The organism is Proteus sp. G2673, assembly GCF_009915125.1.
Classification (GTDB): Bacteria; Pseudomonadota; Gammaproteobacteria; order Enterobacterales; family Enterobacteriaceae; genus Proteus; species Proteus penneri.
On the sequence record NZ_JAABLT010000011.1, the window covers coordinates 1 to 13002 of the forward strand.

At 45.0% G+C, this 13002-nt stretch carries 25 protein-coding genes; all 25 read left to right on the top strand.

The window, feature by feature from the left end; genetic code table 11:
* A partial coding sequence (gene tuf / locus GWI59_RS06385) for an elongation factor Tu (protein WP_089503028.1) occupies positions 1 to 1184 on the top strand: 1184 nt, incomplete at its 5' end.
* A gap of 216 nt (positions 1185 to 1400) precedes the next feature.
* On the top strand, positions 1401 to 1598 hold the full coding sequence (gene bfd, locus GWI59_RS06390; protein WP_072062990.1) for a bacterioferritin-associated ferredoxin: 198 nt from the start codon (positions 1401 to 1403) through the stop codon (positions 1596 to 1598).
* A gap of 77 nt (positions 1599 to 1675) precedes the next feature.
* Positions 1676 to 2149, top strand: coding sequence for a bacterioferritin (bfr, locus tag GWI59_RS06395; RefSeq protein ID WP_006535491.1), 474 nt, complete (start codon positions 1676 to 1678; stop codon positions 2147 to 2149).
* A 327-nt stretch (positions 2150 to 2476) separates the two neighbouring features.
* Complete coding sequence (gene rpsJ, locus GWI59_RS06400; protein WP_001181005.1) at positions 2477 to 2788, top strand: 30S ribosomal protein S10; 312 nt, start codon at positions 2477 to 2479, stop codon at positions 2786 to 2788.
* 32 nt (positions 2789 to 2820) lie between these two features.
* Positions 2821 to 3450, top strand: coding sequence for a 50S ribosomal protein L3 (gene rplC / locus GWI59_RS06405; protein WP_023583465.1), 630 nt, complete (start codon positions 2821 to 2823; stop codon positions 3448 to 3450).
* 16 nt (positions 3451 to 3466) lie between these two features.
* Positions 3467 to 4072, top strand: a complete 606-nt coding sequence (gene rplD, locus GWI59_RS06410; protein ID WP_072062989.1) for a 50S ribosomal protein L4 — start codon at positions 3467 to 3469, stop codon at positions 4070 to 4072.
* On the top strand, positions 4069 to 4371 hold the full coding sequence (rplW, locus tag GWI59_RS06415; protein WP_004246962.1) for a 50S ribosomal protein L23: 303 nt from the start codon (positions 4069 to 4071) through the stop codon (positions 4369 to 4371). The genes rplD and rplW overlap by 4 nt, the downstream gene beginning before the upstream one ends.
* 19 nt (positions 4372 to 4390) lie before the next feature.
* On the top strand, positions 4391 to 5215 hold the full coding sequence (rplB, locus tag GWI59_RS06420; protein ID WP_006535497.1) for a 50S ribosomal protein L2: 825 nt from the start codon (positions 4391 to 4393) through the stop codon (positions 5213 to 5215).
* A gap of 14 nt (positions 5216 to 5229) precedes the next feature.
* Complete coding sequence (gene rpsS, locus GWI59_RS06425) at positions 5230 to 5508, top strand: 30S ribosomal protein S19 (RefSeq protein ID WP_004246960.1); 279 nt, start codon at positions 5230 to 5232, stop codon at positions 5506 to 5508.
* A 14-nt stretch (positions 5509 to 5522) separates the two neighbouring features.
* The gene (rplV, locus tag GWI59_RS06430) at positions 5523 to 5855 is read left to right on the top strand and encodes a 50S ribosomal protein L22 (protein ID WP_006535498.1); all 333 of its coding nucleotides are present in this window, start codon (positions 5523 to 5525) and stop codon (positions 5853 to 5855) included.
* A 17-nt stretch (positions 5856 to 5872) separates the two neighbouring features.
* Positions 5873 to 6574: a 30S ribosomal protein S3 gene (gene rpsC / locus GWI59_RS06435; RefSeq protein ID WP_023583467.1), complete on the top strand. Its 702-nt coding sequence runs from the start codon at positions 5873 to 5875 to the stop codon at positions 6572 to 6574.
* A 12-nt stretch (positions 6575 to 6586) separates the two neighbouring features.
* On the top strand, positions 6587 to 6997 hold the full coding sequence (gene rplP, locus GWI59_RS06440; RefSeq protein ID WP_006535500.1) for a 50S ribosomal protein L16: 411 nt from the start codon (positions 6587 to 6589) through the stop codon (positions 6995 to 6997).
* Positions 6997 to 7188, top strand: a complete 192-nt coding sequence (rpmC, locus tag GWI59_RS06445; RefSeq protein ID WP_004238624.1) for a 50S ribosomal protein L29 — start codon at positions 6997 to 6999, stop codon at positions 7186 to 7188. The genes rplP and rpmC overlap by 1 nt, the downstream gene beginning before the upstream one ends.
* A complete protein-coding gene (gene rpsQ, locus GWI59_RS06450; RefSeq protein WP_072062988.1) occupies positions 7188 to 7442 on the top strand; it encodes a 30S ribosomal protein S17 in 255 nt (84 codons plus the stop codon). The genes rpmC and rpsQ overlap by 1 nt, the downstream gene beginning before the upstream one ends.
* Positions 7443 to 7618: 176 nt before the next feature.
* Positions 7619 to 7990, top strand: a complete 372-nt coding sequence (gene rplN / locus GWI59_RS06455; RefSeq protein ID WP_004246955.1) for a 50S ribosomal protein L14 — start codon at positions 7619 to 7621, stop codon at positions 7988 to 7990.
* A gap of 10 nt (positions 7991 to 8000) precedes the next feature.
* Complete coding sequence (gene rplX, locus GWI59_RS06460) at positions 8001 to 8315, top strand: 50S ribosomal protein L24 (RefSeq protein ID WP_006535502.1); 315 nt, start codon at positions 8001 to 8003, stop codon at positions 8313 to 8315.
* A 13-nt stretch (positions 8316 to 8328) separates the two neighbouring features.
* Positions 8329 to 8868 carry a 50S ribosomal protein L5 gene (rplE, locus tag GWI59_RS06465; protein WP_004246952.1) on the top strand — a complete coding sequence of 180 codons (540 nt, stop codon included), beginning with the start codon at positions 8329 to 8331 and terminating at the stop codon, positions 8866 to 8868.
* 12 nt (positions 8869 to 8880) lie between these two features.
* Positions 8881 to 9186 (top strand): 30S ribosomal protein S14, encoded by a 306-nt coding sequence (gene rpsN, locus GWI59_RS06470; protein ID WP_006535503.1) that lies wholly within the window; start codon positions 8881 to 8883, stop codon positions 9184 to 9186.
* A gap of 32 nt (positions 9187 to 9218) precedes the next feature.
* Positions 9219 to 9611, top strand: coding sequence for a 30S ribosomal protein S8 (gene rpsH, locus GWI59_RS06475; protein WP_072062987.1), 393 nt, complete (start codon positions 9219 to 9221; stop codon positions 9609 to 9611).
* A 14-nt stretch (positions 9612 to 9625) separates the two neighbouring features.
* Entirely contained in the window at positions 9626 to 10159 is a 534-nt protein-coding gene (gene rplF, locus GWI59_RS06480) for a 50S ribosomal protein L6 (RefSeq protein ID WP_036933221.1), read from the top strand.
* Positions 10160 to 10168: 9 nt separating this feature from the next.
* Positions 10169 to 10522 carry a 50S ribosomal protein L18 gene (gene rplR / locus GWI59_RS06485; RefSeq protein WP_006535507.1) on the top strand — a complete coding sequence of 118 codons (354 nt, stop codon included), beginning with the start codon at positions 10169 to 10171 and terminating at the stop codon, positions 10520 to 10522.
* 14 nt (positions 10523 to 10536) lie between these two features.
* On the top strand, positions 10537 to 11037 hold the full coding sequence (gene rpsE, locus GWI59_RS06490) for a 30S ribosomal protein S5 (RefSeq protein ID WP_006535508.1): 501 nt from the start codon (positions 10537 to 10539) through the stop codon (positions 11035 to 11037).
* Between the two features lie 5 nt (positions 11038 to 11042).
* Entirely contained in the window at positions 11043 to 11222 is a 180-nt protein-coding gene (gene rpmD, locus GWI59_RS06495; RefSeq protein ID WP_036914634.1) for a 50S ribosomal protein L30, read from the top strand.
* A gap of 3 nt (positions 11223 to 11225) precedes the next feature.
* Positions 11226 to 11660, top strand: coding sequence for a 50S ribosomal protein L15 (rplO, locus tag GWI59_RS06500; protein ID WP_004246944.1), 435 nt, complete (start codon positions 11226 to 11228; stop codon positions 11658 to 11660).
* A gap of 7 nt (positions 11661 to 11667) precedes the next feature.
* On the top strand, positions 11668 to 12990 hold the full coding sequence (secY, locus tag GWI59_RS06505; protein WP_006535510.1) for a preprotein translocase subunit SecY: 1323 nt from the start codon (positions 11668 to 11670) through the stop codon (positions 12988 to 12990).
* Positions 12991 to 13002: the final 12 nt, after the last annotated feature.

The window sequence follows — 13002 nt, forward strand, 5'->3', positions numbered from 1 at the left end:
TGTCTAAAGAAAAATTTGAACGTTCAAAACCGCACGTTAACGTTGGTACTATCGGCCACGTTGACCACGGTAAAACAACTCTGACTGCTGCAATCACTACAGTTTTAGCTAAAACTTATGGTGGTGCTGCTCGTGCATTCGATCAAATCGATAACGCACCAGAAGAAAAAGCTCGTGGTATCACCATCTCTACTTCACACGTAGAATATGACACTCCAACTCGTCACTACGCACACGTAGACTGCCCAGGTCACGCCGACTATGTTAAAAACATGATCACTGGTGCTGCGCAAATGGACGGAGCTATCCTGGTTGTTGCTGCGACAGATGGCCCAATGCCACAAACTCGTGAGCACATCCTGTTAGGTCGTCAGGTTGGTGTTCCTTACATCATCGTATTCCTGAACAAATGTGACATGGTAGATGATGAAGAGTTACTGGAATTAGTCGAAATGGAAGTTCGTGAACTTCTGTCTCAGTACGATTTCCCAGGTGATGACACTCCAGTAATCCGTGGTTCAGCGCTGAAAGCACTGGAAGGCGAAGCAGAGTGGGAAGCAAAAATTGTTGAATTAGCAGAAGCACTGGATTCATACATCCCAGAGCCAGAGCGTGCAATTGACAAACCATTCCTGTTACCAATTGAAGACGTATTCTCAATTTCAGGCCGTGGTACAGTAGTAACAGGTCGTGTTGAGCGTGGCGTAATCAAAGTTGGTGAAGAAGTTGAAATCGTTGGTATTAAACCAACAGCGAAAACAACTTGTACTGGTGTTGAAATGTTCCGTAAATTACTTGACGAAGGTCGTGCAGGTGAGAACGTAGGTGTTCTTCTGCGTGGTACTAAACGTGAAGAAATCGAACGTGGACAAGTACTGGCGAAACCAGGTTCAATCAACCCACACACTAAATTTGAATCAGAAGTTTATATTCTGAGCAAAGATGAAGGTGGTCGTCATACTCCATTCTTCAAAGGCTACCGTCCACAGTTCTACTTCCGTACAACTGACGTAACTGGTACTATCGAATTACCAGAAGGCGTAGAAATGGTAATGCCAGGTGACAACATCAACATGATCGTTGAACTGATTCACCCAATCGCGATGGACGACGGTTTACGTTTCGCTATCCGTGAAGGTGGCCGTACAGTAGGTGCGGGCGTTGTTGCTAAAGTATTAGGTTAATTACTCGCGTAATTTCCTAAAAAAGGGCATCATTGATGCCCTTTTTTTGTATCTAAAATAGCGCTTTTCATCTTAGTTAAATCCCGTCCTCAATTTATTCTCTCATTATCATGAGAGTTTCTATATTAGGTTAGAATATCTAAGTTAAATAGAAATTGAAATCATAATGGTTATCATTTACTATTCAATGCGTGAGTAGTTAATGAGGTTGCTATTATGTACGTCTGTCTTTGCCATGGTGTGAGTGATAAAAAAATTATCTCTACAGTACACAAACATCAAATCCACACTATTAATGAATTACGCAAGATCTTACCTGTTGGTAGTTGTTGCGGTAAGTGTGTACGTCAAGCTCGTCAAATAATTGAAAGTGAGCAATCTATCCTTTACCCTCAAATTTCTGAAGTTGCATAACAAATTTTAAATTTCCTTTCTCTCCACTTTGTATAAAAGGTCTACACTAAAAAGACTGGAAGCAAAGGAGCATAAAAATGAAAGGTGATAAAAAAATGATAGCCCACCTTAATAAGTTATTAGGTGGTGAGCTTGTTGCAATTAATCAGTATTTCCTACATGCCCGAATGTTCAAGAATTGGGGTCTTACACGCCTTAATGAAATGGAATATCATGAATCCATAGATGAGATGAAACACGCGGATAAATATATCGAGCGTATCTTGTTCCTTGAAGGCATTCCAAACTTACAAGATTTAGGCAAACTAAACATCGGTGAAGATGTTGAAGAGATGCTACGTTCTGATTTGGAATTGGAATTAGGTGGTGCCAAAGATTTACGTGAAGCTATTGCTTACGCAGATTCAATTCATGATTATGTCAGTCGTGATCTTATGCTAGAAATTCTAACTGATGAAGAAGGGCATATTGATTGGATTGAAACCCAGCTTGAACTTATCGAACGAATAGGGCTTCAAAACTATCTACAAGCTCAAATTATTGAAGAATAATCCATCATTCTTTAATGAATTTTGAGACGGTTTTTAAAGCAAAGGTGATGAAGGTTACCTTTGCTTTTTTTATTTTCGAAAAGATAAAATGAATTTTTATCGCTGATTTTTTATTCTTGACTTGATTTCATCACTCAGGCAAGTATAATGCGCAGGCTCACTGATTTAGTGGGGCTGATTTATCAGCTAATGCAGATTTTTTATTGCATTAATATAATACTCCCGATTGGGGAGTTATATGCAGAACGATTACACTCTCTCATCAATCGAAATGGGTACGAGTAGTAATCATTTACGTTTATAAAAAATAGTTGGAGCTCTGGTCTCATGCAGAACCAAAGAATCCGTATCCGCCTGAAAGCTTTTGATCATCGTCTGATTGATCAATCAACTGCGGAAATCGTAGAGACTGCTAAGCGCACTGGTGCGCAAGTTCGTGGTCCAATCCCACTGCCGACTCGCAAAGAGCGTTTCACAGTGTTGATTTCTCCGCACGTTAATAAAGATGCGCGTGATCAGTATGAAATTCGCACTCACAAACGTCTGGTTGACATCGTTGAGCCAACCGAGAAAACCGTTGATGCTCTGATGCGTCTGGATCTGGCTGCCGGCGTAGACGTGCAGATCAGCCTAGGTTAATCAGGTCATCAAGCGATTGAGAGGTTGAAACAATGATTGGTTTAGTCGGTAAGAAAGTAGGAATGACTCGTATCTTCACTGAAGATGGCGTTTCAATCCCTGTAACCGTTATCGAAATTGAAAACAACCGTGTTACTCAGGTCAGAGATCTAGAGAAAGACGGTTATCGTGCCATTCAGGTGACTACTGGTAGCAAAAAAGCTAACCGTGTACTGAAACCTGAAGCAGGTCATTTTGCTAAAGCTGGTGTTGAAGCTGGCCGCTTACTACGTGAATTCCGTCTGAATGAAGGCGAAGAATACACTGTAGGTCAAAGCATTAGCGTAGAAATTTTCGCTGACGTTAAAAAAGTCGACGTTACTGGAACATCTAAAGGTAAAGGTTTTGCTGGTACTGTAAAGCGCTGGAATTTCCGTACTCAAGATGCTACCCACGGTAACTCCTTGTCTCACCGTGTTCCGGGTTCTATCGGTCAGAACCAGACTCCGGGTAAGGTGTTCAAAGGCAAGAAAATGGCAGGTCAACTGGGTAACGAACAAGTTACCGTTCAGAGCCTGGAAGTAGTACGTGTTGACGCTGAGCGCAACCTGCTGCTGGTCAAAGGTGCTGTTCCAGGTGCAACTGGCAGTGACCTGATCGTTAAACCAGCTGTCAAGGCGTAACGTCGAGGAGATAGGAATGGAATTGGTAATGAAAGACGCGCAAGGCGCGCTGACTGTTTCCGAAACTACCTTCGGGCGTGACTTTAACGAAGCGCTTGTGCATCAAGTAGTCGTTGCATACGCTGCTGGTGCTCGTCAAGGTACTCGTGCTCAGAAAACCCGTGCTGAAGTTTCTGGTTCAGGCAAAAAGCCTTGGAGACAGAAAGGTACAGGTCGTGCACGTTCAGGTTCAATCAAGAGCCCAATTTGGCGCTCTGGTGGTGTTAGCTTCGCAGCTAAACCACAGGACCACAGTCAAAAAGTAAACAAAAAGATGTACCGTGGTGCTCTGAAGAGCATTCTGTCTGAACTGGTACGTCAAGATCGTCTGATCGTCGTAGAGAAGTTCTCTGTTGAAGCGCCTAAAACTAAGCTTTTAGCACAGAAACTGAAAGATATGGCTCTGGAAGATGTTCTGATCATCACTGCTGATTTAGATGAGAATCTGTATTTAGCAGCACGCAACTTATATAAAGTTGACGTACGTGATGCAGCAACAATCGACCCTGTTAGCTTAATCGCCTTCGACAAAGTCGTCATGACTGCTGACGCTGTGAAGCAAGTTGAGGAGATGCTGGCATGATCCGTGAAGAACGTCTGCTGAAAGTACTGCGCGCGCCGCATGTATCTGAAAAAGCTTCTATCGCGATGGAAAAATCAAACACCATCGTTCTCAAAGTTGCTAAAGACGCGACCAAAGCAGAGATTAAAGCAGCTGTACAAAAACTGTTTGAAGTCGAAGTTGAAAGTGTTAACACTCTGCTGATGAAAGGCAAAGTGAAACGTCACGGTCAGCGTATTGGTCGTCGTAGCGACTGGAAAAAAGCTTACGTCACCCTGAAGGAAGGCCAGAATCTGGACTTCGTCGGCGGCGCTGAGTAAGTCGGAGGAGTAAAGAACAATGGCAATTGTTAAATGTAAACCTACGTCTCCGGGCCGTCGCCACGTAGTTAAAGTGGTAAACCCTGAGCTGCATAAAGGGAAACCTTATGCGCCATTGCTGGAAAAGAACAGCAAGTCCGGTGGTCGTAACAACAATGGTCGTATCACTACCCGTCACATCGGTGGTGGTCACAAACAGGCTTACCGTATTGTTGACTTTAAACGCAACAAAGATGGTATCCCTGCGACAGTAGAACGTCTGGAATATGATCCAAACCGTTCAGCTAACATCGCTTTAGTGCTGTATGCTGATGGTGAACGTCGCTACATTCTGGCTCCAAAAGGCCTGAAAGCGGGTGATAAAGTTCAGTCTGGCGTTGATGCTGCTATCAAAGCGGGTAACACCTTACCAATGCGTAATATCCCGGTTGGTTCTACAGTTCATAACGTAGAAATGAAACCAGGTAAAGGTGGTCAGTTAGCTCGTTCAGCTGGTACTTACGTTCAGATCGTTGCTCGTGATGGTGCTTATGTCACTATCCGTCTGCGTTCTGGTGAAATGCGTAAAGTTCCTTCTGATTGCCGTGCAACTATCGGTGAAGTTGGCAACTCTGAGCACATGTTACGCGTTCTGGGTAAAGCTGGTGCAAGTCGCTGGCGTGGTATTCGTCCTACCGTTCGCGGTACTGCGATGAACCCAGTCGATCACCCACATGGTGGTGGTGAAGGTCGTAACTTTGGTAAACACCCAGTAACACCTTGGGGCGTTCAAACCAAAGGTAAGAAGACTCGTAAAAACAAACGCACTGAACATTTCATCGTTCATCGTCGTACTAAGAAATAATTAGAGGATAAGCCATGCCACGTTCTCTCAAGAAAGGTCCTTTCATTGACCTGCACTTGCTGAAGAAGGTAGAGAAAGCGGTGGAAAGCGGTGACAAAAAGCCTGTTAAGACTTGGTCCCGTCGTTCAACGATCTTTCCTAACATGATCGGTTTGACCATCGCTGTCCATAATGGTCGTCAGCATGTTCCAGTTTACGTTTCCGACGAAATGGTTGGTCACAAACTGGGTGAATTCGCGCCGACCCGTACTTATCGCGGTCATGCAGCCGATAAAAAGGCTAAGAAAAAATAAGGTAGGAGGAAGAGATGGAAACTATCGCTATGCATCGCCACGCTCGTTCTTCTGCTCAGAAGGTTCGCTTGGTAGCTGACCTGATTCGCGGTAAGAAAGTGTCGCAAGCTCTGGAAATTTTAACCTTTACCAACAAGAAAGCTGCTGGTTTAGTGAAGAAAGTACTGGAGTCTGCTATTGCTAATGCAGAACACAACGATGGCGCTGACATTGATGATCTGAAAGTAGCTAAGATCTTTGTTGACGAAGGTCCTTCTATGAAGCGCATTATGCCTCGTGCAAAAGGCCGTGCAGATCGTATTCTGAAGCGCACCAGCCACATCACTGTGGTTGTGTCTGATCGCTGAGACTCTGGAGACTAGCAATGGGTCAAAAAGTACATCCTAATGGTATCCGCCTTGGCATTGTCAAGCCTTGGAATTCCACATGGTATGCGGGTACCAATGAATTCGCTGACAACCTAGACAGCGATTTTAAAGTACGTCAGTACTTAACTAAAGAACTGGCTAAAGCATCTGTATCTCGTATCGTTATCGAACGTCCTGCGAAAAGCATCCGTGTGACTATTCACACTGCTCGCCCAGGCATCGTTATCGGTAAAAAAGGTGAAGATGTTGAAAAACTGCGCAAAAACGTAGCGGATATCGCTGGCGTTCCTGCGCAAATTAATATCGCCGAAGTACGTAAACCTGAACTGGACGCAAAATTAGTTGCTGACAGCATCACTTCACAGCTGGAACGTCGTGTTATGTTCCGTCGTGCTATGAAGCGTGCGGTACAGAATGCTATGCGTTTAGGCGCTAAAGGTATTAAAGTGGAAGTAAGTGGTCGCTTAGGTGGCGCTGAAATCGCTCGTACTGAATGGTATCGTGAAGGTCGTGTACCTCTGCACACTCTGCGTGCAGATATCGACTACAATACCTCAGAAGCACAAACCACTTATGGTGTGCTCGGCGTTAAGGTATGGATCTTCAAAGGTGAGATCCTGGGTGGTATGGCTGCAGTTGAACAGGCGGAAAAACCGGCTGCTCAACCTAAAAAGCAGCAGCGTAAAGGCCGCAAGTAAGGAGAGTCGCTGATGTTACAACCAAAGCGTACAAAATTCCGTAAAGTGCACAAAGGCCGCAACCGTGGCTTAGCTGCTGGTGCGGATGTAAGCTTCGGGACTTACGGTCTTAAAGCTGTGGGCCGTGGTCGTCTGACTGCACGTCAGATCGAAGCGGCACGTCGTGCAATGACCCGTGCAGTTAAGCGTCAGGGTAAAATCTGGATCCGTGTGTTCCCAGACAAACCAATCACTGAAAAGCCGCTCGAAGTCCGTATGGGTAAAGGTAAAGGTAACGTTGAGTATTGGGTTGCCTTAATCCAGCCAGGTAAAGTCCTGTATGAAATGGATGGTGTGCCTGAAGAACTGGCCCGTGAAGCATTCAAGCTGGCGGCAGCAAAACTGCCTATCAAAACCACCTTTGTAACTAAGACGGTGATGTAATGAAAGCAAAAGAGCTGCGCGAAAAGAGCGTTGAAGAGCTGAACACAGAACTGCTGAACTTACTGCGCGAGCAGTTTAATCTGCGTATGCAGGCAGCAAGTGGTCAGTTACAACAGTCTCATCTGTTGAAACAAGTGCGTCGTAATATCGCACGCGTTAAGACTTTACTGACTGAGAAGGCGGGTGCGTAATGACCGATAAAATCCGTACTCTGCAAGGTCGTGTAGTTAGTGACAAAATGGAAAAATCTATTGTCGTTGCTATCGATCGTATGGTTAAACACCCATTATATGGTAAGTTTATCCGTCGTACGACCAAACTGCATGTACATGACGAGAACAACGAATGTGGAATTGGTGACGTAGTAGAAATTCGTCAAACACGTCCACTATCTAAGACTAAGTCTTGGGCGTTAGTTCGCGTTGTAGAAAAAGCTATTCTGTAATAAAATAGCCTTTTCGTACGAAATAAACGGCTCAAAACTGAACGAGCCGTTTATTTTTTCTGTCCATATCGAGAATGTGGTGTTATAATGCCGCTCCCTCGTATTATGGGATATTGAACGGCCTCTTCTAATGTGGAAGTGGCTCAGTAGTAGTTGACATTTAGCGGAGCACTAAAATGATCCAAGAACAGACTATGCTGAACGTGGCCGACAACTCCGGTGCACGTCGCGTAATGTGTATCAAGGTTCTAGGTGGCTCGCACCGTCGCTACGCAGATGTAGGTGACATCATCAAAATTACCATCAAGGAAGCAATTCCACGTGGTAAAGTTAAGAAAGGTGATGTACTGAAAGCGGTAGTGGTGCGCACCAAGAAGGGTGTTCGTCGCCCTGACGGTTCTGTCATTCGCTTCGATAGCAACGCTTGTGTATTGTTAAACAACAACAGCGAGCAAGTTATTGGTACGCGTATTTTTGGGCCGGTTACTCGTGAACTTCGTAACGAGAAGTTTATGAAAATAATCTCTCTGGCACCTGAAGTACTCTAAGGAGCAGGCAATGGCAGCGAAAATCCGTCGTGAAGACGAAGTTATCGTGCTGACTGGTAAAGATAAAGGTAAGCGCGGTAAAGTAAAACAGGTTCTTTCTTCTGGTAAAGTTATCGTTGAAGGTATCAATCTGGTTAAAAAACATCAGAAGCCAGTTCCGGCTCTGAACCAACCAGGTGGCATCGTTGAAAAAGAAGCTTCTATCCAAGTTTCTAACGTTGCAATCTTCAATGCGGCAACCGGTAAGGCTGACCGTGTAGGTTTTAGATTCGAAGACGGCAAAAAAGTTCGTTTCTTCAAGTCTAATAAAGAAACTATCAAGTAATTTGGAGTATACGATGGCGAAACTGCATGATTACTACAAAGACGAGGTAGTCCAAAAACTGATGTCTCAGTTTGGTTACCATTCTGTCATGCAAGTCCCTCGGGTCGAGAAGATCACCCTGAACATGGGTGTTGGTGAAGCTATTGCTGATAAAAAACTGCTGGACAATGCAGCAGCTGATTTAGCAGCAATCTCAGGTCAAAAACCTTTGATCACCAAAGCACGCAAATCTGTTGCAGGCTTCAAAATCCGCCAGGGCTATCCGATCGGCTGTAAAGTGACCCTGCGTGGCGAACGCATGTGGGAGTTCTTTGAACGCCTGATCTCTATTGCTGTACCACGTATCCGTGACTTCCGTGGTTTGTCCGCTAAATCATTTGATGGACGTGGTAACTACAGCATGGGCGTACGTGAGCAAATCATCTTCCCTGAAATCGATTACGATAAAGTGGATCGTGTTCGTGGTTTGGATATTACCATTACTACGACTGCGAAATCAGATGATGAAGGTCGCGCACTGTTAGCAGCGTTTAACTTCCCGTTCCGCAAGTAAGGCAGGGCATTCATGGCTAAGAAATCTATGAAAGCACGTGATGTAAAACGTGCGAATTTAGCTGAGAAATTCTTCGCAAAACGCGCAGAACTGAAAGCTATCGTTTCAGATGTGAACGTGTCTGACGAAGATCGTTGGAATGCTGTTCTGAAACTGCAAACTATGCCACGTGATTCAAGTCCTTCACGTCAGCGTAACCGCTGCCGTCAAACTGGACGTCCGCACGGTTTCCTGCGGAAATTTGGCCTCAGCCGTATTAAAGTCCGTGAAGCCGCTATGCGCGGTGAAATCCCGGGCCTTAGAAAGGCTAGCTGGTAATTACCATAATTGAATCACGGGAGTAAAGACAGATGAGCATGCAAGATCCCATCGCGGATATGCTGACCCGTATCCGTAACGGTCAGGCCGCGAATAAAGTTGCGGTCACAATGCCTTCCTCCAAGCTGAAAGTGGCGATTGCCAACGTGCTTAAGGAAGAAGGTTATATCGAAGATTTTAAAATTGAAGGCGACACTAAGCCAGAACTGGAAATTATTTTAAAATATTTCCAAGGTAAGGCTGTAGTAGAAAGCATTCAGCGCGTAAGCCGTCCTAGTCTGCGCATCTATAAAAGAAAAGATGAGCTGCCACAAGTTATGGCAGGACTGGGCATCGCTGTTGTTTCTACCTCAAAAGGTGTTATGACTGATCGTGCAGCTCGCCAAGCAGGTCTTGGTGGCGAGATTATCTGCTACGTAGCTTAATTCGGGAGGAAAGAATGTCTCGTGTGGCAAAAGCACCCGTCGTCATTCCTGCCGGCGTAGAGGTTAAACTCAACGGTCAGGTAATTACGATTAAGGGTAAAAACGGCGAGCTTACTCGTACTATCCATAATGCAGTTGAAATTCAACATGCTGACAACCAATTAACTTTCGCACCTCGCGATGGTTTTGCTGATGCATGGGCACAGGCGGGTACTACTCGTTCTCTGTTAAATGCAATGGTTGTAGGTGTTACCGAAGGCTTCACTAAGAAACTGCAACTGGTAGGTGTAGGTTATCGTGCGTCTATTAAAGGCAATGCGGTTAACTTATCAGTAGGTTTTTCACATCCAGTGGAACACCAACTGCCAGCAGGCATCACTGCTGAATGCCCAACACAAACTGAAATCGTACTGAAAGGTGCGGATAAGCAAGTGATTGGTCAAGTAGCAGCTGAACTGCGTGCTTACCGTCGCCCTGAACCTTATAAAGGTAAAGGTATTCGTTACGCCGACGAAGTTGTGCGTATCAAAGAGGCTAAGAAGAAGTAAGGTAACACTATGGATAAGAAAGCAGCTCGTATCCGTCGTGCGACCCGCGCACGCCGTAAGCTCCAGGAATTGGGTGCGACTCGCCTGGTGGTACACCGTACCCCTCGCCATATTTATGCGCAGGTTATTGCACCAAACGGTTCTGAAACTTTGGTGGCCGCTTCTACTACAGAAAAAGCTATCATTGAGCAACTGAAAAACACTGGAAACAAAGAAGCAGCAGCGGTAGTTGGTAAAATTATTGCTGAACGCGCTCTGGAAAAAGGTATCAAAGTAGTATCATTTGACCGTTCCGGTTTCCAATATCATGGTCGAGTCCAGGCACTGGCAGATGCTGCCCGTGAAGCTGGCCTTCAGTTCTAAGGTAGGAGTGTAAGATGGCTCACATCGAGAAACAAGCTGGCGAACTGCAGGAAAAGCTGATCGCGGTAAACCGCGTATCTAAAACCGTTAAAGGTGGTCGTATCTTTAGCTTCACCGCTCTTACAGTAGTTGGTGATGGTAATGGCCGCGTTGGTTTTGGATATGGCAAAGCTCGCGAAGTTCCGGCAGCAATCCAGAAAGCGATGGAAAAAGCCCGTCGCAATATGAAAACCGTCTCTTTAAACAACGGTACTCTGTTCCACCCTGTTAAAGGTACTCACACAGGCTCACGCGTATTTATGCAGCCTGCTCATGAAGGTACCGGTATCATCGCAGGTGGTGCAATGCGTGCAGTTCTAGAAGTGGCTGGCGTTCGTAACGTACTGGCTAAAACCTATGGTTCCACTAACCCGATTAACGTGGTTCGTGCAACACTGGACGCTTTAGATAGCATGAAGTCTCCAGATATGGTCGCAGCTAAGCGTGGTAAATCCGTTGAAGAAATTCTGGGGTAATGACCATGGCTAAGACTATTAAAATTACTCAAACACGCAGCTTAATCGGTCGTTTGCCTAAACATAAGGCAACGATGACAGGTTTAGGTCTGCGTCGCATCGGTCACACTGTAGAACGCGAAGATACACCAGCAGTTCGCGGTATGATCAACTTGGTTTCCTATATGGTTAAAGTTGAGGAGTAAGAGATGCGTTTAAATACTCTGTCTCCGGCTGAAGGTGCCAAGCATGCGCCTAAACGTGTAGGTCGTGGTATCGGTTCTGGCTTAGGTAAAACTGGCGGCCGTGGTCACAAAGGTCAGAAATCTCGTTCTGGCGGTGGCGTACGTCGTGGTTTTGAAGGCGGCCAGATGCCTTTATATCGTCGTTTACCAAAATTTGGTTTTACTTCACGTAAATCATTTGTGACTGCGGAAATCCGTCTGTCTGATTTAGCTTACGTTGAAGGCGATGTAATCGATCTGAATGCACTGAAAGCCGCAAACGTTGTTGGCCCACAGATTGAATTTGCAAAATTAATTCTGTCTGGCGAGGTTAACCGTGCAGTGACTATTCGTGGTCTGCGTGTTACCAAAGGTGCCCGTGCAGCAATCGAATCAGCTGGCGGTAAAATTGAGGAATAAGTGACAGATGGCTAAACAACCAGGTTTAGATTTTCAGAGTGCTAAAGGTGGTGTTGGTGAACTAAAACGCAGACTTTTGTTTGTTCTTGGTGCACTTATTGTCTTTAGGATTGGCTCTTTTATTCCTATCCCTGGTATTGATGCCACTGTGCTTGCCAAATTGCTCGATCAGCAAAAAGGCACCATCATTGAAATGTTTAACATGTTCTCTGGTGGTGCTCTTAGCCGTGCTTCTATCTTTGCGCTGGGTATCATGCCTTATATTTCGGCATCGATTATTATCCAACTCTTATCAGTGGTTAACCCTCGGTTAGCAGAGATTAAGAAGGAAGGGGAGGCCGGTCGTCGTAAGATCAGCCAATATACCCGTTATGGTACTTTGGTGCTGGCGATATTCCAATCAATTGGTATCGCAACAGGCTTACCGAATATGCCAGGAATGCAAGGTCTGGTAATTAATCCAGGTCTACCATTCTATATTACGGCTGTTGTGAGCTTAGTCACTGGGACAATGTTCCTAATGTGGTTAGGTGAGCAAATCACTGAACGTGGTATTGGTAACGGTATCTCAATCATTATCTTTGCAGGTATCGTTGCAGGTCTTCCACCTGCCATTGGTCAAACCATCGAGCAGGCGCGGCAAGGCGAACTGCACTTCCTCCTGTTATTGTTGGTTGCAGTATTGGTGTTCGCGGTTACTTTCTTTGTTGTTTTTGTAGAAAGAGGACAACGTCGTATCGTTGTTAACTATGCAAAACGTCAACAAGGGCGTAGAATATACGCGGCACAAAGTACACATCTACCACTTAAAGTAAATATGGCGGGTGTTATACCAGCAATTTTTGCTTCAAGTATTATCCTGTTTCCTGGTACAATAACCTCTTGGTTTGGCGATGGTACAGGGTGGGGTTGGCTGACTACGATTTCTTTAAATCTACAGCCTGGTCAACCTATTTATGTGTTACTATACGCTGCTGCAATCATATTCTTCTGTTTCTTCTATACGGCGTTGGTTTTCAACCCAAGAGAAACGGCAGATAACCTGAAGAAGTCCGGTGCATTTGTACCAGGAATTCGCCCGGGAGAGCAGACGGCTAAATATATAGATAAAGTAATGACACGTTTAACCTTAATCGGTGCCTTGTATATTACCTTTATCTGTCTCATCCCGGAGTTCATGCGTGACGCAATGAAAGTACCTTTCTATTTTGGTGGTACTTCCCTCTTAATCGTGGTTGTAGTCATCATGGATTTTATGGCTCAAGTGCAAACTCTCCTGATGTCAAGTCAGTATGAGTCTGCATTGAAAAAAGCAAATCTTAAAGGTTAATTACTGATAAGC